Here is a 20,503-nt window from a genome sequence, read left to right as displayed (position 1 = left end):
TTATCCGACGAGGATGTTGAGCAGGATGACGAGGACGAGCGCGATGCCAGCAAGCAGGACCGGGCGCTGGTACCAGGGCAGCGTGCCCGCCTGCGGGTCGGTGCGCACTTCCTTCGGTGTCTCCGAGTACACCAGCCCGATCAGTTCCGCCGCCGGTTTCGGCTGAGTGACCTGGGTGACGGCGACGCTGACGACGATGTCGACCATGAACGCGGCCCCGGCGGCGACGAAACTGGCCCCCTGGCCGGATAATTCGAAGACCTTCGTCTCGTGCAGCAGGAAAACGACGATGGCCGAGGCGGTTCCGCAGACCAGCCCCATCCAGCCCGCGGTCGGTGTCATCCGTTTCCAGAACATGCCGAGAATGAACGTGGCGAACAGCGGCGCGTTGAAGAAGCTGAACAGGGTTTGCAGATAGTCCATCATGTTGCTGAACCCGGAGGCGATGAACGCGGTGAAGATCGCGGCCACGGTCGCGCCGACGGTGGCCAGCCTGCCCACGCCGAGGTAGTAGCCGTCCGGGCGCTCCCGCCGCACGTACTGCTGCCACAGGTCGTAGCTGAAGACGGTGTTGAACGCCGAGATGTTGGCCGCCATGCCCGCCATGAACGCCGCGAGCAGGCCGGCCAGGCCCACTCCTAGCAGGCCGTTGGGCAGCACGTCCTTCATGAGGTACAGCAGCGCCTGGTTGTAGGTGGTGTCGCTCTCGAAGTCCGGATTCGCGGTCACCGCCGCCTTGTACTCCGCCATCTGCGGCACCAGCACGGCGCTGATCATGCCGGGGATCACCACGATCAGCGGGATGAACATCTTCGGGTAGGCGCCGATGATCGGGGTGCGCCGCGCCGCCGAGATGGAGTGCGTCGCCATCGCGCGCTGGACTTCGACGAAGTTCGTGGTCCAGTACCCGAACGACAGCACGAATCCGAGACCGAACACGATGCCGAGGATGGACAGGAAATCGTTGGAGAATCCGCTGAGCGCGTTACCGGGCCACGACTCCAGCTGCTCCGCGCCGCCAGGTGCGGCGGTGACTCGGTCGCGCAGCCCGTCCCATCCACCGACCCGGTGCAACCCGACCAGGGTGAGCGGCAGCAGCGCGGCCACGATGACGAAGAATTGGAGCACCTCGTTGTAGATCGCGGCCGACAGACCGCCGAGGGTGATGTAGGACAGCACGATCACCGCGGCCACGATCACCGAGACCCACAGCGGCCAGCCCAGCAGCACGTTCACGATCGAGCCGAGCAGGTACAGGTTGACCCCCGCGATGAGGATCTGCGCGATCGCGAAGCTCAGCGCGTTCACCAGATGGGCTCCGGTGCCGAAGCGGCGGCGCATGAACTCCGGCACGCTGCGCACCTTGGAGCCGTAGTAGAACGGCATCATCACCACGCCGAGGAACAGCATGGCGGGCACCGCGCCGATCCAGAAGTAGTGGAAGGTCGGGAACCCGTACTCCGCGCCGTTGGCGGACATGCCCATGATCTCCACCGCGCCCAGGTTGGCGGAGATGAACGCCAGGCCGGTCACCCAGGCGGGCAGCGACCGCCCCGACAGGAAGAAGTCGATGCTGGAGGACACCCGCTGCCTGGCCAGCAGGCCGATGCCGAGCACGAACACGAAATACAGCGCGACCAGGGCGTAATCCACCGGCTGAGCGTCCAGCCGGAGGGTCTCGGCGGCTACCAGGTGCGGCGGCGGGGCGGCCGGGTGCGGTCCGGGCACGGCGGCGAGAACGAACGGATCGGCGAGCGGCACAGCGTTCCTCCTGGCGGGTACAACCGGGGCGGCGAGCGAGATCGCTCGTCGTGCGAGAGCGTGCGTCGTGCTGGTGCTGCCCGGCGCGCGCGACCTCTTCGTCGCCCGCCGAATGGTGTCGGCAGACACCACTCTGCGTGATCATGCCTACCGGCGGGGCACATTCGCGCACAAATCCGGCCGGGCGCTCAGCCGATTCGATGCGCTCCGGCGGCGGGGACCACCACGAACGTGCGCGGACCGGGAAGGCCCGCGTCGCCGAAGCGCCGCCGCACCGCCTCGACCACCGTCGCGGTGCGGTCGCGGTCGACCAGCGCGACGACGCTCCCGCCGAATCCGCCGCCGACCATCCGCGCGCCGTGCGCCCCCGCGGCCAGCGCGGCGTCGACGGCTGTGTCCAGGGCTGCGGTGGACACCTCGAAGTCATCCCGCAGCGAGGTGTGCCCCGCCGTCAGGATCGGGCCGATACCCCGCGGGTCGGCGCCTTCTCGCAATTTCTCGGCAACCGCGAGCACCCTGGCGTTCTCCGTCACCACGTGCCTGGCGCGGCGGCGCAGCACGTCGTCGGCGATCCGGCCGACATCGGTCGCCGCCACGTCCCGCAAGGTGCCCGCGCCGAGCGCCGCGGCCGCCGCGGCGCATTGGTCGCGCCGCTCGGCGTAGCGGCCGTCGACCAGTTCGTGCGGCTGCCCGGTGTCGATCACCAGTAATTCGAGTCCGAAGGCGGCGAGGTCGAAGGGGATCTGCTCGGTCCCGCGCGGCGCGGTGGTGTCGGCGGCGAAGGCCCGCACGTCCAGCAGCAGCGCGTGCCCGGCCGTGCACAGCAGCGCGGCCGACTGGTCCAGCACACCGGTCGGCGCGCCGACGTAGTCGTTCTCGGCAGCGCGCGCCACGTCGATCAACGAGCGGTCGGTCAGGCCGGGGGCGAACAGATCACGCAGTGCGATCGCCACCGCGCAGGACAGCGCCGCCGAGGAGGACAGGCCCGCGCCGATCGGAACCTCGCCGTCGAGGTCGAGATCCACACCGGGAATCCGGTGGCCCCGCCGAGTGAACTCGGCGACCACCCCGAGCGGATAACGCGCCCACCCGGGCATCCGGGCCCGCTCGGCGGCGAGGTCGGACACCGCGACGAGCACCGGCTCGCCGGGCTGCTGCCGTGAGCCGACCCGCACGGATCCGTCGGCGCGAGCCGCCGCCGTGCATCGCATCACCTGCGGCAACGCGATGGGCAGGACGTAGCCGTCGTTGTAGTCGGTGTGCTCGCCGATGATGTTGACCCGGCCCGGCGCCACCCATGTCCGCACACTCGCTCCTCGCTGTCTCGGTCGGTGCAAGGGTACGAGACACGCGCGCGAGCATTCTGTTCCACGCGCTCGGCTGCGTGATCGGCGTTCGGGGACGCACCATCGATCGCGACGGAAGACCGGCCTGCGATATCTTCGGCCGCGCCCGTGCCCCCACCTGCGCAAAGGCATTCGGGCCTGGAACGAAGGCCGTCGCGCGGCAGGTATCGCATCCGCGGAGTTCCGGGCGCAGATGGCCGACCCCGCGTGCCGACGTCATGGCGCACGTCGACGCATTTCTTCTTGTTGCGCCAACTGCCCGCGAAGCAGCGGCGTTCCATGCCATGATCAAATCAGTTGTCCAGGTTTTGGTTGCCGAGCGCGCAGCGGTCGGTCGGGACATCTGCTCGTACAACAACACTCGGTTCCCGTTCGCCGACAGCATCCGGGCGGTGCTCGACGAACAGGCGAACGTCGAAGTCGCGGTGGAGGATTCCCAGATCTGTTACGCGGCCCGGTGCACCGGGGACGGAGCGACCAAGGGGGGCTGATGACACCCAGTGAACAGCCACAGACCAACTGTCGGCGCAGTATCGGAGCGGGCTGGTACGCGGTACTTCTGGGGGGAAGCGGGGCGGCGATCGCGGTCCGCTTGGCGCTCGACTCGCGACTGGTGGCGTTCGTGACGATGGTGGTCATCGTCGGCGAGACCGTAGCCATGGTCGCTGTCGGGATGCGTTCGTACCGGCCCGCGCATCCGCTGCCGTGGTATCTGTTGTCCGGCTCGGCGGTGCTGTTCGCCACCGGCACCACGCTGCGTGACGTCGGCGACCACGCGGTGCATCCGCTCGACGACGCGTTCACCCTGCTCGGTTATCTCGGCGTCGGGTTCGCCGCGCTGATCTGGCTGTGGCCGCGCCAAGTGCACGGCAACTACGATCTGATGCTGGACTCGGCCCTCATCGGACTCGGCGCGCTGCTCGCCTCCTGGACCTTCCTCATCTCACCGATCCTGCAGTCCACCGCGACCGGGCTGGACGCGCTGGTGGCTGCGGCCTACCCGGTGCTCGACGCGCTGCTGCTCACCGTGGTGGCGCACTCGATGGCCACCTCCACGCGCGCGGAGACTTCGCTGTGGCTGTTGCACGCCGGATTGATCGCCGTGCTGCTCGGCGACCTGGGCTACACCCTGGAAACCGCGGGCGCGACCGCGCTCGGACGCGAGGTGCTGCTGGCTCCCCTGCTCACGGCCTATGCCACCGTGGGCGTCGCGGCGCTGCACCCGACCATGGCCACGCTCGGCACGCCGCGGCGTATCCACCCGCACCACTCCAGGCAGCGCGCCAGCCTCATCGCGATCGCGCTGATCGTGGCCTCACTGGTCCCGGTGGTCGGATCCAGCCTGCGGCCGCTCGACCGCGCGGTGGTGTCGTCGCTGTTCGCGCTGCTGCTGATCGGCATGCTGGTGCGCAGCGAGCGGGCGATCGTGCGCAGCGCGCGCAGCGAGCGGCGCGCGCAGTATCAGGCCGACCACGACATGCTCACCGGCCTGCTGAACCGAGCCGCGCTGCTGCGCGCCCTGCGCCAGCGTGGTGAACAGTGGGCCGAGCAGCCGATCTGCCTGCTGTTCATCGACCTCGACGGCTTCAAGCGGGTCAACGACAGCTACGGCCACGCCGTCGGCGACGAGCTGATCGCGACGGCGGCGAGCCGGATCCGGCGGGTCGTGCGACGCGAGGACGTGGTGACCCGCTACGGCGGCGACGAATTCGTCGTGCTCGCCCCGCTCGCCCGGCCGGACGCCGCCGTGCTGGCCGAACGGCTGCTCGGCGCGTTCGTCCGGCCGTTCGGGCTGAGCGCGGGCGAGATCCCGATCACCGCGAGCGTCGGCGTGGCGTGCGCCGGTCCGCGCAGCTCGGACACCGACATGCACACCCTGTTACGCGACGCTGACGCGGCGATGTATCACGCGAAGCAGCACTCGCTCGGCTACGCGTTCCATGGCGACGTGCACCGCGCGCCGCCCGAGAACGTACGCCGGATCTGGCGCGCTGCCGCCCGATCCGCCAGTCCGGCGGTGTGACTCAGTCGCTCAGCTCGTCCAGCAAGCGCCTGGCCTCCTCGAGCTCGGCCTGTAACTGCTGAACCTTGGCCTCTTGCACCCCGCGCAACGCCTCCAGGACCCCGGAGACCACTTCGGCGACCTCGGGATGCAGGATCTTCGCCGCCTGCGCCACGGCGGAGCCCGCCACCGGGATGCCGCGCAGCGTGCGCTTCTTTCCGCTGACCACATCGATCGACCACTCGCCGTCGGCGGTGCCGGTGAGCGTCACGGTGACCTCGGGCGCCTTGGCCTTGCGGGCGGCGGCGGTCTTGGCGGGTTTCGGCGCCGTCGCCGCCGGGGCTTGCTTGCTCGCGCGGCCCGCTTCCCCGGACGCCTCGGCCGGCTTCGGGGCGGCCGAAGGCGCGGGTGCGCTCGCCGGCTCGGCTTGCGCGGTGGTGTTCGTCGTGGTCGACGACTGGGTCACAGAAGATTCCTTCCTGGTCGACTTCGGCTGGGCGGTAGCGCCCGCCGTCCCTCGCGGCGGCTTGGTCAAGGTCACCTCGACGGGAGAGAAGGACAGTACATCCTTCGATCCGGTCGGCCGGACCTGTAGGAAGTCACCGTCGGCCGGATCGCCGAGCGCGATCACCTTGCCCGAGCGCCCCTCCGGAACGCCGACCGCGGCGGCGGTGAACCACACCATGGGCGGACGGCCACCGGCTATGTCCGTGGCGATCTGCTGAATCTCGCTGTCCGACAGAGGTTGCGGCTTGGTTCGTGGGGACGGCATGGTAACTCCGAGCGATTCGTGGTTGGCTGCGTGCACAGATGATGCCCCACGACGCCGACAGATTTGCGGGCCGCTGTCGAATCCGGCCTGCGGACACCTCGGTTCGAGCATTCAGCGAATACCTGGCAAAGCCAGGACTCCCCCGCTTCGGCGCACTCGTCGTCGCCATGCCGGGCTCCGGTGCGCTCGCGAACGGAATGATCGCCGGAACCCGTGCGAGGCGATCGCCTTTCGACGACGCACGGCTGCGCCGATGCCGGTCCACGCGGTATCGGCGCAGCGATGTGGTACGGACGACCAGGCGCGATCAGCTCGCCGTCGGCGCGCGCAGCGCGGGAAACCAGATGTCGGTGAGCACCTCGACGGCTTGGTCCACCGAGACGTCGATGGTGCCCTGCATCGCCCAGCGGGTGAAGAACCTTTCGAGTTGGGCGACAAGCAATTCCACGCGCAACCGTGCCTCGTCGCGCCGGTCGGCGGGCCACCCGGCGAGGTAGGCGGTCATCGCGTTGGGCAAGGCGAGGATGCCGGTGCGGGCGATCTCGCGGAACTCCGGTTCCAGCGCGGTCGCCTCGTCCCAGGCCGGCAGTAGGTCCTTGTACTCGTGGAACCACTCGATCGCGCGGGCTACCCAGTCGGCGAACTCGGCGCGCGAACCGGTCTCCAGCACCCGGTCGAGGTCCTGATAGAAGTGCAGCGCGGTGGGCACGGTGCCCTGTTCGGCGATCGCGCGCAAGATCTCCTGCTTCCCCGCGAAGTGCAGGTAGAACGTGGCCCGGCTGCAACCGACCGCGGCGGCGATGTCGTCCACGCGCACGGCCGCGTAGCCGCGGGCGGCGAACAGCTCCTTGGCGGCATCCATCAGCCGGGCCCGGGTCTGCTGCTTCTGCTCGTCCCGCAGGTTGGTGTTCGCGTTCGTCCGCATGGTGGACACGTACCTCGAATTCGTCAAAGCCGTCCTGACGTGCTGCTTCCGCAAAGGGAGTCTACGCATCGAAGGCTTGGATGGACAGTGCGTCACTCACTAGACAGCATGTCTAGTGAGTGTTAGTTTGTTGCCTACGTCACTCCGGTGCGGGATCCGCGCCGGACGGTTCGGCCGTCGTCGAGGACGGCCCTCCAGCACGAGGACAGTGAATGACGTCAACCGCACTCCCCCGCGTCTGCGTGATCGGGGCGGGCCCTTCCGGGATCACCGCCGCCAAACGCCTGAACGACCACGGCATCCCCTTCGACTGCTACGAAGCGTCCGACGAAGTAGGGGGCAACTGGTACTACAAGAACCCGAACGGCATGTCGGCCTGCTACCAGAGCCTGCACATCGACACGTCCAAGTTCCGCTTGGCCTTCGAGGACTATCCCGCCCCCGACGAGTGGCCGGATTTCCCCCACCATTCCCAGCTGTTCCAGTATTTCCGCGACTACGTCGACCATTTCGGCATCCGCGACCGGATCGTGTTCGGCACCGTGGTGACCGCCGCGGAACGCGCGTCCGACGGCCGCTGGCTGATCACCACCAGCGACGGGCGCACCAAGGACTACGACGCGCTCGTGGTCTGCAACGGGCATCACTGGGACCCCCGCCTTCCGGACTATCCGGGAGAGTTCGACGGCACGCTGCTGCACAGCCACGCCTACAACGACCCGTTCGATCCCGTCGACATGCGCGGCAAGCGCGTGGTGGTGGTCGGCATGGGCAACTCGGGCCTGGACATCGCCTCCGAGTTGGCACAGCGATTCATCGCCGCGAAACTCTTCGTCTCCGCCCGTCGCGGGGTATGGGTGCTGCCGAAGTACGTCAACGGAAAGGTGGGCGACAAACGTTCGATGCCGCGGTGGATGCCGCCGAAGCTGGGGCTGAAGCTCAAGCAGCGCTTCGTCCGGAAGTTCCGCGGCAACATGGAGGACTACGGCCTGCCCAAGCCCGACCATCTGCCCTTCGAGGCGCATCCCTCGGCGAGCGAGGAGTTCCTGCATCGCGCCGGCTGCGGCGACGTCACGTTCAAACCCGCGATCGCCGCGCTGGAGGGGCCGCGGGTGCGCTTCTCCGACGGCAGTGTCGAAGAGGTGGACGTGATCGTCTGCGCCACCGGTTACCGCATCTCCTTCCCGTTCTTCGCCGATCCCGACCTGCTGCCCGACGCCGACAACCGCTTCCCGCTGTTCAAGCAGATGATCAAGCCCGGCGTCGACAATCTGTTCTTCCTCGGCCTGGCCCAGCCGCTGCCCACGCTGGTGAACTTCGCCGAGCAGCAGAGCAAGCTGGTCGCCGCCTACCTGACCGGGCGCTACCACCTGCCGTCGGCGGAGGAGATGCGGGCAGCCATCCGGTCCGCGGAGTCGGCCCGGACGGGCCGCTACTACGACTCTCCCAGGCACACCATCCAGATCGAATTCGAACCGTATGTGCGAGAACTGCGGCGGGAACTGGCGCGCGGCGCGAAACGCGCGGCCGCGGCGGGGAACGCGCTACCGGTTCCGGCCCGCACGCTCGAACACGTGTGAGGCGGCGATGACCACTACCACGGGAACCGCCACATCGGGATTCTGCGCGGAGCGATTCGAGCGGGTCCGAACCGAACTGGAGACCCGGCTCGTCTCCGGGGACGAACTGGGCGCGTCGATCTGCGTCACGGTCGACGGCGAACCGGTCGTCGACCTCTGGGGCGGCTACCGCGACCCGGAACGCACCGCGCCGTGGACCGAGAACACCTTGGTCAACGTCTTCTCCCTCACCAAGACCATGACCGCGCTGAGCGCCCTGCTGCTGGTCGAGCGCGGCGAGCTGGACGTGCACGCGAAGGTGTCCAGGTACTGGCCGGAGTTCGCGGCGAACGGCAAGGGCGACATCGAGATTCGTCATCTGCTCGCGCACACCTCCGGCGTCTCGGGCTGGCAGCCGCCGATCGAGCTGGCCGACATCTACGACGCGGAAGCCTCCGCCGCCCGCCTCGCGAGCCAACCGCCGTGGTGGGAGCCGGGCACCGCGTCGGGGTATCACGCGCTGGCCTACGGCCATCTGATCGGCGCGGTGATCCGACGGGTCACCGGACGCTCACTGGGCGAGTTCTTCGCGGCGGAACTCGCCGGGCCACTGGGCGCGGACTTCCACATCGGCACCGCGCCCGAGCACCACGGGCGGATCGCCACCTTGATCCCGCCCGCCGTGCCGGAATTCGACCTGGCCGCGCTCGACCAGGACAGCGTGCTGGTCAAGACGCTCACCAGCCCGCTGCTCGACATCGCCGCGACCGCGAGCGCGGGCTGGCGGCAGGCCGAGATCGGCGCGGTGAACGGTCACGGCAACGCCCGCTCGGTGGCGCGGGTGCAATCACTGGTGTCCTGCGGCGGTGAGCTCGACGGGCGGCGGCTGCTGTCGGAGAAGACGATCGACCTGATCTTTCAGCAGCAGGCCGACGGCGTGGATCTCGCACTTGCGGTGCCGCTGCGGTTCGGCATCGGTTACGGTCTGCCGCAGCGGCAGACCGCCCCGCAAGTGCCCGACGGCCGGGTGTGCTGGTGGGCCGGGTACGGAGGCGCGATGGTGGTCAACGACCTCGAGCACCGCACCACGTTCGCCTACACCATGAACCGGATGGCCCCCGGCCTCATCGGCTCCGACCGCGCCGACGCCTACCTGCGCGCGACGTTCGCGGCGGTGCGCGGATGATGCGGGCCCTGCAGCTCACCGAGCCCGGTGTGCTGGAACTGCGCGAGGTGCCGATCCCACGGATCGGTCCCACCGACCTCTTGCTGCGCGTGGGCGCGGCGGGCATCTGCCATTCCGACCTGCACGTGCTGCACATCCCCTTCCGGATACGCGAGGAGCCGCTGACCCTCGGCCACGAGATCGCGGGCACCATCGAGGCCGTCGGCGATGGGGTGGACGGCCGCAGGGCCGGTGAGCGCGGCATCGTGTATCTGTGCTGGTCGTGCGGGGTCTGCCGGGAGTGCGCCGGCGGCAACGAGAACGTCTGCCGCGCCGCGGGCCGCACCGCCATGCCGCCGTGCCCCGGCCTCGGGCCGGACGGCGGAATGGCCGACTACATCCGGGTGCCCGCGAGTTCGTTCGTGCCGATCGGCGACCTGGATTTCGGCGAGGCCGCGCCGCTGGCCGACGCCGCGCTGTCGAGCTATCACGCCATCCGCGGCGCGCGCGAGCAGCTCGGGCCGGGATCGGTGGCGGTGGTAATCGGCATCGGCGGGCTCGGTCACGTCGCGGTGCAGATTCTGGTCGCGACCACGGCGGCCCGGGTGCTGGCGGTGGACGTCAGCGCCGACAAGCTGGAGCTGGCCGCCCGCTGCGGTGCGACGGAAGGTCTCCTGGCGAGCGACGACACCGCCCGCGAGATCCTCGACCGGACCCAGGGCCGCGGCGCGGACGCGGTGTTCGACTTCGTCGGCGTCGACGCGACCGCACGGCTCGCGGTGGAGTCGGTGGCGCCCAACGGGGCGTATCGCATGATCGGTCTGGGCGGCGGCGCGCCGGAGATCACGGCGGCGCCGGCCGGCGGCCCGGGCTGGCCGTGGGGTGCGTCGGTGCGCAAGTCCTATGGCGGCACCAAGTCCGACCTGATCGACTCCGTGGCGCTGGCCGCGGCGGGAAAGCTCCGCGTCGAGGTGGAGCGTTATCCGCTGGCCGAGGGCCGCGCCGCGCTCGACCGGCTGGAACGCGGCCTGATCACCGGCCGCGCGGTCCTGGTCCCCGAACCGTGACGAATCGACCCGCGCAGAGACGAGGAAGTACCTGATATGACGAAACCCTTCGACCCGCAGGCGTACGTGGCGGAAGCCGCGGCCCGGCTCACCGGACCCGGTGGCCGATTCGAGATGGCGGTCGAGGACGTGCTCGGCGCGCCCATGCCGGTGGTGCGCCATCGCAAGTCCTCGCTGCGGGAAGTGCTCGTCGCCGCAGCCGAGCACGGCGACCGGGACTACCTGGTCACCGCCGAGCGCACGATGTCCTTCGCCGAGCACGCCGCCGCGGTCGCGGCACTGGCCACGGCCCTGCGTGACCGATGCGGCGTCCGCAAGGGCGACCGGGTCGGCATTCTCGCCGCGAACACACCCGAATGGGTGCTCACGTTCTGGGCGGCCCAAGCGCTCGGCGCGATCGCGGTGGGCTACAACGCGTGGTGGGCGCCGCGCGAGATCGCCTACGGCGTCGAGCACACCGCACCCGCCGTGCTCGTGGTCGACGCCAAGCGCGCCGCGCTGGTGGCGGAGCTGGACATCCGGATCCCGGTGCTCACGATGGAGCACGACGTCCTCGCGCTCATCACCGACTACCGGACCGACGAACTGCCCTACGCCGAGATCGACGAAGACGACCCCGCGGTGATCCTCTACACCAGCGGCACCAGCGGACGACCCAAGGGGGCGGTGCACTCCCATCGGAATGTGGTGGCGGTCAGCGACTATCACGTCTTCAACGACGCGCTGGCCGCCGCGCTCACCGGGGCGACGGAACTGCCCAGCGGCCGACGCTTCCTGCTCACCTCACCGTTGTTCCATATCGCCAGCCTGCACAACCTCGTGGTCCCCCGGTTGGTCACCGGCGACGCGGCGGTGATCCACCAGGGGTCGTTCGACGCCGACCGGGTGCTGCGTTTGATCGAGGCCGAACGCGTCACCAACTGGGGCGCGATGCCGACCATGGCGAGCAGGATGCTCGAACTCGACCTGTCCGCCTACGACCTGTCCTCGCTGGCCGCGTTCTCGCTGAACTCGGCGCCGTCCTCGGCCGCGCTGCAACAGCAGTTGCGCGATCAGCTGCCCGTCGCGCGCAACGCGCTGGTCACCAGCTACGGCCTCACCGAATGCAGCACCGCCGCGACACTGGCGAGCCCGGCCGAGCTGGCGGCGTTCCCGGACACCGTGGGGCGACCGGTCGTCGGGGTCGCGCTGGAGATCCGCGACAGCGCGGGCAACGCGGTCCCCGACGGCGCAGAAGGCGAGATCTGGTTGCGCAGTCCCTATGTGATGCTCGGGTACTGGCAGGACGAGGCCGCCACCGCCGCGGCGATCACTCCGGACCGCTGGCTGCGTACCGGCGACATCGGGGTGCTGGAGAACGGGAGGCTGCGTTTGTCCGGGCGCCGTTCGGATCTCATCCTGCGCGGCGGGGAGAACGTCTACCCCACGGAGATCGAGCAGTGCCTCGAGGAGCATCCCGCGGTGCGCGAATGCGCGGTCCTCGGCGTGCCCGACGCCGACCTCGGCCAGCAGGTCGCCGCCCTGGTGGTGGTCGAAAGCGGCACCACCACCAGCGAAGAGCAGCTGCGCGCGTTCACCGCCGAGCGGCTCGCCTACTACAAGGTGCCCGCCCGCTGGCGGCTCACCACCACCGCGCTTCCGCGCAACGCGACCGGCAAGGTCGTGCGGGCCGACCTCGAGGTGTAGACCCATGTACGACACGATCATCGCGAACGGCCGCTGGTTCGACGGCACCGGCGCGCCGTCCGCGATCCGCCACCTCGGCATCCACGACGGGCGGATCAAGACCATCTCGGCGGAGCCCATCGACGACCCCGCCTGTCCGAATGTCGTGGAGGCCACCGGGAAGTGGGTGATCCCGGGCATGCTCGACATCCACACCCATTACGACGTCGAGGTGCTTCAGCATCCGGCGCTGACCGAATCGGTTCGCCACGGCATCACCACGGTGCTGCTCGGCTCGTGCTCGTTGTCCACCGTGCACGTCGACGCCTCCGACGCGGCCGACCTGTTCGCGCGGGTCGAGGCGATCCCGCGCAAGCACGTCGTCGCGGCGGTCGGCGAGCACAAGACCTGGCGCTCGGCGCAGGAGTACGCGGACGCGCTGGAGCGACTGCCGTTGGGCCCGAACGTCGCCGCGTTCATCGGGCACTCCGATATCCGCGCCGCCGAAATGGGCTTGGACCGCGCGACGCGCAAGGATGTCCGCCCCGATGCCGCCGAACTGGCCGGGATGGAAGCAAAACTCACTGAGGCGCTGGACGCGGGGTTCGTCGGCATGTCCTCCCAGCAGCTGCTGTTCGACAAACTGGACGGCGAAGTGTGCCGCTCCCGCACGCTGCCGTCGACCTACGCGACTACCCGGGAACGGCACCTGCTCAATTCGGTGCTGCGCCGGCGCGGCGGAGCGTTGCAGGGCGGACCCGACGTATCCCGGCCGCACAGCCTGATCACGATGGCGGCAAGCAGCCTCGGCCTGTTCCGCAGACCGCTGAAGGTCAGCCTGCTCTCGGCCGCCGACATCAAAGCGATTCCCGGTGTGGTGCATGTGTTCCCGCTGATCGCGCGGGTGCTGAACGCGCTGGGCGCCGATTTCCGCTGGCAGCACCTTCCGGTGCCCTTCGAGGTCTACGCCGACGGCATCGATCTCGTGGTCTTCGAGGAGTTCGGGTCCGGCGCCGAGGCGCTGCACCTGGCCGATCAGGTGGACCGACGCCGGGAACTGCTGCGCGACGAACGCTATCGCCGCCGCTTCCGCGCGGACTACGACAAGAAATTCGGTCCACGGGTCTGGCACCGCGACTTCTTCGACGCGCAGATCGTCGAATGCCCCGACCCGTCGGTCATCGGCAAGACCTTCGGCCGAGTGGGCCTGGACCGCGGCGGCGCGCATCCCGTGGATGCCTTCCTCGATCTCGTGGTGGAGCACGGCACCAAGGTCCGATGGCGGACAACGATTTCCAATCATCGACCCGCGGTCCTCGATCGGCTCGCCGCCGACCCCGGCGTGCAGCTGGGCTTCTCCGACGCGGGGGCGCACCTGCGCAACATGGCGTTCTACAACTTCGGGCTCCGCTTCTTGCGCCGGGTGCGCGACGCCGCGGATGCCGGTCGTCCGTTCCTCTCGGTGGAACAGGCGGTACACCGGCTCACCGGCGAACTCGCGGACTGGTACGGCCTGGACGCCGGGCACCTGCGGGTGGGCGACCGAGCCGATGCCGTGGTCCTGGATCCGGCTGGCCTGGACGACTCGCTCGACGCGTATCACGAATCCCCGCTCGCCCCGTTCGACAACCTACCGCGCATGGTGAATCGCAACGACGAGGCGGTCACCGCGGTGTTCGTCGGCGGGGTGCCGGTCTTCGGCGACGGCGCTCCCGCCCCAGCGCTCGGCGCCCGCCGGACCGGCCGGTTCCTGCGCGCGGCGACCGCGGTCCGCTGATCCGATCGGCCCTGCCCGGACGAAACGGCCACGTAGAATCGCGGAATGTCGTCGGCTCGCTCGCCGACGGCGCGTAGGAGTCGGCGTGGACGTTTTCGAACATCAGGGCAGGGCCGTGGTCTTCGACCGGACCGGCAGCGGTTCCCCGGTCGTGTTCCTGCACAATGCCGGCACGCAACGCCGCATCTGGGACGACCAGGTCGCCGCGTTACGGAACGACCACGAGGTCTTCGCGCTCGATCTCCCCGGCTACGGGCAATCCGACCGGCCCGCGACGGGCTACCGCCTCACCGATTACGTCGACATGCTCACCGCGTTCCTGGACGCCCACCGCCTCACCGACGTGGTGCTGATCGGCAACTGCCTCGGCAGCGCCACCTCGCTGAGCTACGCCATGGGCAACGCACAGCGGGTGCGCGCGCTCGTGCTGCTCAATCCGCTCACCTCGGACACCGTGAGCTCCGGACAGTCCGCGGGGCTGGCCTGGCTGGACGCGCGGCTGCCACTGGCGCCACTGGCCAGCCGGATCACGCTGCCGAGCGCGATCGTCTCGCTGATCGTCGGCAATCAGCTCGGCCCCCGCGGACGTGCCCGCAACAACCAGCACGAGCCGCGCGTGCGGGCGCACTGGACCGATCGGGGCAGGCTGCTGGCCTTGCACGGCCTGGTGCAGGATTTCCCGTCCTACCGCACGCTGGACACGTTCGATCCGCCCGAAGGATTCCCGCCGATCTGCACCATCTGGGGGCGGCGCAATCGCATCCTGTCGGCGAAGGCGAGCCGCCGGCTCAACCGCAGGCTGCGCCCGCACACCGCGGTGGAACTCCCGGACTGCGGTCATCTTCCGATGGTGGAGGCCCCGGAGCAGGTCACGTCGATCATCATCGACTTTCTCGCCGCCGCGGACGTGCTCGTACCGAAGCAGTCCGGCGGCCACTGAACCGCGCTCACAGCGGAGCCGCGGTCGGGCAGAGCTCGGCGAAACTCGCCGAGCGCACGCCGCAGCCTGCGCATTCGAACACCACGCCGATATCGAGCATCCAGTGGATGCGGGTATGGCAGGTTTCGCACAGGAAATCCACGCCCGCCGGGTAGCAGCAGGATCGTTTCCGGATGAACCATTCCGCACGATGACGGCAGGGCACGGAATCGAAGCGGAACGTGCAGGTGGGCGCGGCGGGCAACTCGGCGACGACGGCATCGAAAGCCGTTGTGGCCGTACGGGTGTTCACAGCAGATACCTTCCGGCGGGGCAGGGTGGCAGGCGAGAGCGCAGGCCCGTTGCGGGCCGCGGTGCCTTCCCCCTGGATCGATCTTTCTCGATTAGCTGTTACCCGGATGAGGTGGCCTTCACACGGCGGCGGACGGGCTTGTTTGGTCACGAATCGCGCGGGAATCCGAAACATGACGACATCAAGGGAAGGGGTTCTGTCATGTTGTTGCGCCGACTCGCCCGGCCACTACTGGCCACCGCGTTCGTGGTAGACGGGGTCGATACGCTGCGGCGCCCGGATGAGCGGGTCAAGGCCGCGAACGCGCTGCTGGAACGGGGGCATCGGCAGCTCCCCGAAGAAATCGCCACGAAGTTGCCATCGAATCCCACGACCGTCGTGCAGGTCAATGCCCTCGCCCAGGTGAGCGGCGGCGTCCTGCTGGCCCTGGGTAAGGCGCCGCGCCTGGCCGCCCTGGTGCTCGCGGCGACCGTCGTGCCCGCGGCCGTCACCGAGCAGGACTTCTGGAACGAGCAGGACCCCGCCCGCAAGTCGGCGAAGCGGAACGCGTTCCTCAAGGATCTCGGGCTGCTCGGCGGCCTGATGATCGCCGCGGCCGACACCGAGGGCAAGCCGTCGCTGGGCTGGCGCGGCCGCCGGGCCGCACGCGACGCCGCCGCCGCGGTCACCGCCGCGCTTCCGTTCGGCGCCGCCTCGGACACCAATACCGGCGCGGCGTTGCGCAAGCACGCGCACGAGGCCGCCGAGCGAGCGCGGGCGCTCGGAGCGGTGGCCGCGAGCAAAGGCTCCGAACTCGCCGAATCGGCCCAGCGTCACGGCCCGGGGTGGGCCGAGGCAGCCAAGGAACACGGCGGCGACCTCGCCGAGACCGCCAAGGCACACGGGTCGGAGTGGGCCGAGATCGCCAAGGAACGCGGCAGCGACTGGGCCGAGATCGCCAAAGAGCGCGGCACCGACTGGGCGGAGATCGCGAAGGAACGCGGCGCGGAGTGGGCCGAGATCGCCAAAGAGCGCGGCACCGAATGGGCGGAGCTCGCCAAAGAACGAGGTGTCCATCTCGCGGATCTGGCCAAGCAGCGCGGGACAGAGTGGGCGGAGATCGCCAAAGAGCGCGGACCGGAGATCGCCGACGCCGCGCGGGAACGCGGCGCGCACACCGCGCAGGTAGCCCGCGAACGTGGAGCACAAACGGCGCACGCGGCCCGCGAGGCGATCGAGTCGCGTCGGCACTGACCCTCCGGACGCCGCCTCGCTCCAGTCCGGCGGCGAACCCGGGCGCTACGGCGGTCAGTCCGGCCGCCGTAGCGCATCGCCGCTCTTGGCGGCACGCCCGCCGGTCAGGCGGTCTCGTCGTAGCCGTGTCCTAGGACCACGAGGGCGGCGTCGAGCGAGGCCACCCGTTGGAACCGGTCGGCGAGGCCGGTGACGTCGATGGCGCGGTCCACCGGGCGCTTGGTGGTGATCAACATCATCCGGCGGCGTGCGCGCGTGGCTTCGGTCTGCGCCTCGACCAGTACGCTCAGCCCCGCCGCGGCGAGGAAGGTGACCGGGGACAGGTCGAGCACGAGCGTGGCCGCGCGGCGCAGGTGGGCGCACGAGAGTTCGGCACGGAAGCGGGGCGCGGTCGCGACATCGATATCGCCCGCGACCATCAGCATGGTGACGTCGCGCCGCGGGCGGCACACCGAAAATTGCAGCGGGACAGCCCATTCGGCGTGACGTGACATGCGCTGACTCCTGGCCGGCAGCTGGCAGTGCACAGACGTGGTGTTTCCAGTGAAGCACGGTGCCGCAGGTCTGTACAGGCACCGACCGCGTTCGGGCACCGCGCTTTCCGGCCGGACGCCCGGCTCTAGGACGTACTGGCGCTCCCGCCGCAGGAGATGGTGACAGCCTCCCCGTTGAAATGGCGGCCGTGCTCGGAGACCAGCAACAACACCGCCTCGGCCACCTCGGCGGGCTGGATCAGGTCGCCGTTCGGCGGGCCGGATTCGATGATCGCCATCCAGTCCTCCTTGGTCGGATTCTCCTTGTCCGGCACCATGAGCCGCCAAGTCGCCGGATTCTGGATCATGTCCGTGTCCACGCCGGACGGCAGCAGGGCGTTCACGGTGATGCCGTACTCGGCCACCTCCAGCGACAGCGACTTCACCAAGCCGAGCACGCCCCATTTGCTCGCGGCGTAATGCGCCGCGTTGCGCACGCCCATCTTCGCCACGATGGACGAGGTGGCCACCACACGACCCCAGCGCCGTTCGATCATGTGCGGCACGACCGCGCGGAAACTGTGGAAGACGCCGGTAAGGTTGGTGTCGATCATGTCCCGCCACAGCTGCTCGTCCATCTCGGCGACGGGCGAGTTGGACGCGATGCCCGCGTTGGCGACGAGGATGTCGATGCGGTCGAACTCCTCGAGCGCGCGCTCGGCGACCGCCCGCATCTGTTCCAGGCTGCGCACGTCGGCCTGGACGGCGACGCAGCGGCGGCCGGTCCGCTCGACCAAGTCGGCGGTCTCGGCCAGGTCGTCGGGAGTGCTCAGCTCGTAGGGAAGGCCGGGCAGGGGTGCGGCGATATCGCACACCACGATGTCCGCACCCGCGTTCGCCAGCGCCACGGCATGCGCGCGCCCCTGTCCGCGGGCGCCCCCGGTGATCACGGCTACCCGGTCGTCGAGGTTTCCCATGACTGGCCTCTCCTCGGTCGCTGCTCCGGCCGCCACCCATCGTGTCATGCGCGGCCGAGCTGAGCTCGCGATTTTCTGCCGGACCGGGCCGTCGGGGCGATTTCCCAGAGCTGGGGACGGACCAGCGGTGATGCTTCCCGGCGCGCACAGCGGCGGGCCGCGGGGCGCAGAGTCGACCGGCGCCGACGGGGCGTTTTGCCGAATTCCACAGGGACAGTGGAACAATGAGTGCGGTCTCGGCGGCGGATCGGGCACGGACACGGCACGGACGAACCGACCCGACTGCGGCACGGAGGCCACCTGTAACCATTCCGACCCGGTCCAGCGACCAATTGTGCGCGATGTACGCTGCGCCCCGGAACGATCCTGCCCGTGCCCACGCGTCGTTCCGGGTGCGGACGGCGCATCGACAATGGTTTCTGGGGGCCCGATGACCGATTGTGAGTACCTTCCCGTGAATCTCGACCGACAGCTCGACGCCGAACCGACCGAGCACGACAGCACCGTGGCCGACCGGCTCACCAGCCCGCGGCTGCGCAGGCTGCTACACACGGCCATCGGCCTCTCCGAGGATTCCGTCGATCTGCTGACGACCATGACCACGCGCCTGCGCGCCGCCGAGGGCATGATCCTGCGCGACCCGCTCGACGACTGCTGACCCGCGCGCGGCCGGGTAAGGGCCGCGCGTGACGAGCACCGACTCCGGTTGCCGGATCGGCAACGATATTTGCCGATTCGGCCGATCCGATGGAGGGTGGGACACATGAGCGCCACACACCATCACGCCGACCGGACGACGCCAACGACGGTCGAATACTGGGAGTCCTTCTACCAGGAGCGCGAGCAGGTCTGGTCGGGGCGGCCGAACTTCCTGCTGGTGCGCGAGATCGACGCGGTCGCCCCGGGCCGGGCGCTGGACCTGGGCTGCGCCGAGGGCGCCGACGCGATCTGGCTGGCCGAGCGCGGCTGGCAGGTCACCGCGGTGGACGTCTCGGAGACGGCCCTGGCTCGCGCCAGGGCGCACGCCGCACGACAGGAATTTCCCGGCGCAATCGATTGGCAGCGGCACGATCTCGATCACACCTTCCCGGCCGGACGGTTCGACCTCGTCTCGGCGCAGTATCTGCACTCGCCGCTCGCCCAGAACGGTGAACGGACGCGAATCCTGCGCCGGGCCGCCGAGGCGGTGGCGCCCGGCGGGCTGTTGCTGATCGTCGGGCATGCGGAATGGCCGGCCTGGGTCGCGGAACCGCCCGCCGACGTGCACTTTCCGACCACCGCACAGGTACGTGCCGACCTCGCGCTCGACCCGGCCGAATGGCGGGTGGAAGTCGAGGAGGTCGTCGAGCGCGAGCACCCGAGCCCCGAAGGACAACCGAGCACGCGAAAAGACAACATCCTACGAATTCGTCGGGACTGATCGGGCGCAAATAACGGGCGAATCTCCTTGCACTGGAGGGGAATTCGGATAACCACCGCATGGAATTAACTCCGATATTACTCAGGATTCATGGTGGCGATACCGATTTCTCGCTACTGTGGACGGTGCCTACAACGCGGTGGGAACCGAGAATCTCACGTCGGTCGGGGGGATAGTCGCCCGTAGGAGAGCTCCCAGTGAAGTATCCAGTTTGCGCTCGCGTATTAGGTCCGTTGACGCTTGCTCTGAACAATCACAACGCTACGCCGACTGCACAGAAGCAGCGGCAGTTGCTGGCATTACTGTTGGTCCGGCACGACACCGTTGTTCCGGTAACGACCCTCATCGAAGAACTGTGGAACGACGATCCGCCGCGCAGCGCGGTGACCGTCGTGCAAACCTATGTACTCGGAATTCGCAAGAAGATAGCGGAGCGACTGGGGGTGGGGCAGGCCGAGGTGGCCGAACGCTTTCTGCGCACGCGCAGCAAAGGCTATTCCTTCGACGTCAAGGACTGCGTGTTCGATCTCCGCGACTACCGATCCATGTCCGAGGCCGCCCGGTGCGCCGCCAAGACCGGCGACGACCAGCGGGCGGTGGATCTGTTCAGCGCCGCGGAGGCGCTGTGGAGCGGTCCGGCTCTGGTCGACGTGGAGGGCGGCATTCCGCTCGCCGCCGAGATCTCGCATCTGGACCACCTGCGGCTGACCAACATCGAACTGCGCGTCGAGGCGGAGTTGCGGCTGGGCAGGCACCGCGAGGTGTGTCCCGATCTCGCGCGGCTGACCATGCAGCACCCGCTGCACGAGCGGCTGCAGGCGTACTACATGTTCGCCTTGTGCCGGTCGGGCCAGCGCGCCCGCGCCTTGACCTCCTACCAGCGGTTCAGCAAGTCCATGCAGGCCGAATTGGGACTCGACCCGTGCCAGAAGCTGCAGAAACTGCACCGGGACATCTTGGCCGCCTCCGACGTCTCGGTGAGCGCGATGCTCAACAGCCGCCACGCCGGTTACCTGATCGGGTGGCACTCCCCCGAATTCAGCGCGGCGACCGCCGAGCCCGCCTGACGCGGCCGTGACGTCGCCCGGCCTCCCACCGCGCGGGACGGCCGGGCGCACGTGCGGCGTGC

Annotated in this window: 19 protein-coding genes; 12 read left to right on the top strand and 7 right to left on the bottom strand. The window is 69.3% G+C overall.

Annotated features, from left to right (window positions below):
• Both ACWEKR_RS30745 and galK read right to left on the bottom strand, forming a co-directional pair.
• Positions 1 to 1,692 (bottom strand): sodium:solute symporter family protein, encoded by a 1,692-nt coding sequence (locus tag ACWEKR_RS30745; RefSeq protein WP_452357463.1) that lies wholly within the window; start codon positions 1,690 to 1,692, stop codon positions 1 to 3.
• A 257-nt stretch (positions 1,693 to 1,949) separates the two neighbouring features.
• Positions 1,950 to 3,068 carry a galactokinase gene (gene galK, locus ACWEKR_RS30740; protein WP_452357428.1) on the bottom strand — a complete coding sequence of 373 codons (1,119 nt, stop codon included), beginning with the start codon at positions 3,066 to 3,068 and terminating at the stop codon, positions 1,950 to 1,952.
• Between galK and ACWEKR_RS30735 the strand changes: the two genes are divergently transcribed.
• Both ACWEKR_RS30735 and ACWEKR_RS30730 read left to right on the top strand, forming a co-directional pair.
• On the top strand, positions 3,059 to 3,598 hold the full coding sequence (locus ACWEKR_RS30735; protein ID WP_452357427.1) for a hypothetical protein: 540 nt from the start codon (positions 3,059 to 3,061) through the stop codon (positions 3,596 to 3,598). The genes galK and ACWEKR_RS30735 overlap by 10 nt on opposite strands.
• Positions 3,598 to 5,130, top strand: a complete 1,533-nt coding sequence (locus tag ACWEKR_RS30730; RefSeq protein WP_452357426.1) for a diguanylate cyclase domain-containing protein — start codon at positions 3,598 to 3,600, stop codon at positions 5,128 to 5,130. The genes ACWEKR_RS30735 and ACWEKR_RS30730 overlap by 1 nt, the downstream gene beginning before the upstream one ends.
• Position 5,131: 1 nt before the next feature.
• Here the strand turns inward: ACWEKR_RS30730 and ACWEKR_RS30725 are convergent, their stop codons facing one another.
• On the bottom strand, positions 5,132 to 5,881 hold the full coding sequence (locus ACWEKR_RS30725) for a DUF6319 family protein (RefSeq protein ID WP_452357425.1): 750 nt from the start codon (positions 5,879 to 5,881) through the stop codon (positions 5,132 to 5,134).
• A gap of 307 nt (positions 5,882 to 6,188) precedes the next feature.
• Positions 6,189 to 6,806 (bottom strand): TetR/AcrR family transcriptional regulator, encoded by a 618-nt coding sequence (locus ACWEKR_RS30720; protein ID WP_452357424.1) that lies wholly within the window; start codon positions 6,804 to 6,806, stop codon positions 6,189 to 6,191.
• A 212-nt stretch (positions 6,807 to 7,018) separates the two neighbouring features.
• On the opposite strand from ACWEKR_RS30720, the gene ACWEKR_RS30715 reads away from it, so the two are divergent.
• The 6 genes from ACWEKR_RS30715 (at position 7,019) to ACWEKR_RS30690 (ending at position 14,979) form a co-directional block, all read left to right on the top strand.
• Positions 7,019 to 8,386: a flavin-containing monooxygenase gene (locus ACWEKR_RS30715; protein WP_452357423.1), complete on the top strand. Its 1,368-nt coding sequence runs from the start codon at positions 7,019 to 7,021 to the stop codon at positions 8,384 to 8,386.
• Between the two features lie 7 nt (positions 8,387 to 8,393).
• Positions 8,394 to 9,551: a serine hydrolase domain-containing protein gene (locus ACWEKR_RS30710; RefSeq protein ID WP_452357422.1), complete on the top strand. Its 1,158-nt coding sequence runs from the start codon at positions 8,394 to 8,396 to the stop codon at positions 9,549 to 9,551.
• Positions 9,551 to 10,597 (top strand): NAD(P)-dependent alcohol dehydrogenase, encoded by a 1,047-nt coding sequence (locus ACWEKR_RS30705; protein WP_452357462.1) that lies wholly within the window; start codon positions 9,551 to 9,553, stop codon positions 10,595 to 10,597. Before ACWEKR_RS30710 ends, ACWEKR_RS30705 begins: the two co-directional genes overlap by 1 nt.
• Before the next feature lie 36 nt (positions 10,598 to 10,633).
• Positions 10,634 to 12,283, top strand: coding sequence for a class I adenylate-forming enzyme family protein (locus ACWEKR_RS30700; protein ID WP_452357421.1), 1,650 nt, complete (start codon positions 10,634 to 10,636; stop codon positions 12,281 to 12,283).
• 4 nt (positions 12,284 to 12,287) lie between these two features.
• Positions 12,288 to 14,039, top strand: coding sequence for an N-acyl-D-amino-acid deacylase family protein (locus ACWEKR_RS30695; RefSeq protein ID WP_452357420.1), 1,752 nt, complete (start codon positions 12,288 to 12,290; stop codon positions 14,037 to 14,039).
• An 85-nt stretch (positions 14,040 to 14,124) separates the two neighbouring features.
• Positions 14,125 to 14,979: an alpha/beta fold hydrolase gene (locus ACWEKR_RS30690; RefSeq protein WP_452357419.1), complete on the top strand. Its 855-nt coding sequence runs from the start codon at positions 14,125 to 14,127 to the stop codon at positions 14,977 to 14,979.
• Positions 14,980 to 14,986: 7 nt separating this feature from the next.
• Here ACWEKR_RS30690 and ACWEKR_RS30685 read toward each other — a convergent pair whose 3' ends face one another.
• The gene (locus ACWEKR_RS30685; protein WP_452357418.1) at positions 14,987 to 15,271 is read right to left on the bottom strand and encodes a hypothetical protein; all 285 of its coding nucleotides are present in this window, start codon (positions 15,269 to 15,271) and stop codon (positions 14,987 to 14,989) included.
• Positions 15,272 to 15,472: 201 nt separating this feature from the next.
• Here ACWEKR_RS30685 and ACWEKR_RS30680 point away from each other — a divergent pair, with 201 nt between their 5' ends.
• The gene (locus ACWEKR_RS30680) at positions 15,473 to 16,504 is read left to right on the top strand and encodes a DoxX family protein (protein ID WP_452357417.1); all 1,032 of its coding nucleotides are present in this window, start codon (positions 15,473 to 15,475) and stop codon (positions 16,502 to 16,504) included.
• Positions 16,505 to 16,608: 104 nt separating this feature from the next.
• Here ACWEKR_RS30680 and ACWEKR_RS30675 read toward each other — a convergent pair whose 3' ends face one another.
• Positions 16,609 to 16,998: an STAS domain-containing protein gene (locus ACWEKR_RS30675; RefSeq protein ID WP_452357416.1), complete on the bottom strand. Its 390-nt coding sequence runs from the start codon at positions 16,996 to 16,998 to the stop codon at positions 16,609 to 16,611.
• A 125-nt stretch (positions 16,999 to 17,123) separates the two neighbouring features.
• Positions 17,124 to 17,954 carry a mycofactocin-coupled SDR family oxidoreductase gene (locus tag ACWEKR_RS30670; RefSeq protein ID WP_195086568.1) on the bottom strand — a complete coding sequence of 277 codons (831 nt, stop codon included), beginning with the start codon at positions 17,952 to 17,954 and terminating at the stop codon, positions 17,124 to 17,126.
• A gap of 454 nt (positions 17,955 to 18,408) precedes the next feature.
• Here ACWEKR_RS30670 and ACWEKR_RS30665 point away from each other — a divergent pair, with 454 nt between their 5' ends.
• The 3 genes from ACWEKR_RS30665 to ACWEKR_RS30655 all read left to right on the top strand — a co-directional run bounded on the left by ACWEKR_RS30665 (position 18,409) and on the right by ACWEKR_RS30655 (position 20,441).
• Positions 18,409 to 18,612, top strand: a complete 204-nt coding sequence (locus ACWEKR_RS30665) for a hypothetical protein (RefSeq protein ID WP_159848000.1) — start codon at positions 18,409 to 18,411, stop codon at positions 18,610 to 18,612.
• Positions 18,613 to 18,717: 105 nt separating this feature from the next.
• Positions 18,718 to 19,374 (top strand): class I SAM-dependent methyltransferase, encoded by a 657-nt coding sequence (locus tag ACWEKR_RS30660; RefSeq protein ID WP_452357415.1) that lies wholly within the window; start codon positions 18,718 to 18,720, stop codon positions 19,372 to 19,374.
• 197 nt (positions 19,375 to 19,571) lie between these two features.
• Complete coding sequence (locus ACWEKR_RS30655) at positions 19,572 to 20,441, top strand: AfsR/SARP family transcriptional regulator (protein ID WP_452357414.1); 870 nt, start codon at positions 19,572 to 19,574, stop codon at positions 20,439 to 20,441.
• Positions 20,442 to 20,503 lie beyond the last annotated feature (62 nt).

The organism is Nocardia sp. NPDC004573 (genome assembly GCF_053602135.1).
This window is presented reverse-complemented; position numbering and strand designations above follow the sequence as displayed.

What these genes read in the sequence shown, in the direction of transcription:
- ACWEKR_RS30735 (WP_452357427.1), top strand. Translation starts at nt 3,059, where the DNA reads ATGTCCGCACACTCGCTCCTCGCTGTCTCGGTCGGTGCAAGGGTACGA.
- ACWEKR_RS30730 (WP_452357426.1), top strand. Translation starts at nt 3,598, where the DNA reads ATGACACCCAGTGAACAGCCACAGACCAACTGTCGGCGCAGTATCGGA.
- ACWEKR_RS30725 (WP_452357425.1), bottom strand. Translation starts at nt 5,881, where the DNA reads ATGCCGTCCCCACGAACCAAGCCGCAACCTCTGTCGGACAGCGAGATT.
- ACWEKR_RS30720 (WP_452357424.1), bottom strand. Translation starts at nt 6,806, where the DNA reads ATGCGGACGAACGCGAACACCAACCTGCGGGACGAGCAGAAGCAGCAG.
- ACWEKR_RS30715 (WP_452357423.1), top strand. Translation starts at nt 7,019, where the DNA reads ATGACGTCAACCGCACTCCCCCGCGTCTGCGTGATCGGGGCGGGCCCT.
- ACWEKR_RS30710 (WP_452357422.1), top strand. Translation starts at nt 8,394, where the DNA reads ATGACCACTACCACGGGAACCGCCACATCGGGATTCTGCGCGGAGCGA.
- ACWEKR_RS30705 (WP_452357462.1), top strand. Translation starts at nt 9,551, where the DNA reads ATGCGGGCCCTGCAGCTCACCGAGCCCGGTGTGCTGGAACTGCGCGAG.
- ACWEKR_RS30700 (WP_452357421.1), top strand. Translation starts at nt 10,634, where the DNA reads ATGACGAAACCCTTCGACCCGCAGGCGTACGTGGCGGAAGCCGCGGCC.
- ACWEKR_RS30695 (WP_452357420.1), top strand. Translation starts at nt 12,288, where the DNA reads ATGTACGACACGATCATCGCGAACGGCCGCTGGTTCGACGGCACCGGC.
- ACWEKR_RS30680 (WP_452357417.1), top strand. Translation starts at nt 15,473, where the DNA reads ATGTTGTTGCGCCGACTCGCCCGGCCACTACTGGCCACCGCGTTCGTG.
- ACWEKR_RS30675 (WP_452357416.1), bottom strand. Translation starts at nt 16,998, where the DNA reads ATGTCACGTCACGCCGAATGGGCTGTCCCGCTGCAATTTTCGGTGTGC.
- ACWEKR_RS30670 (WP_195086568.1), bottom strand. Translation starts at nt 17,954, where the DNA reads ATGGGAAACCTCGACGACCGGGTAGCCGTGATCACCGGGGGCGCCCGC.
- ACWEKR_RS30660 (WP_452357415.1), top strand. Translation starts at nt 18,718, where the DNA reads ATGAGCGCCACACACCATCACGCCGACCGGACGACGCCAACGACGGTC.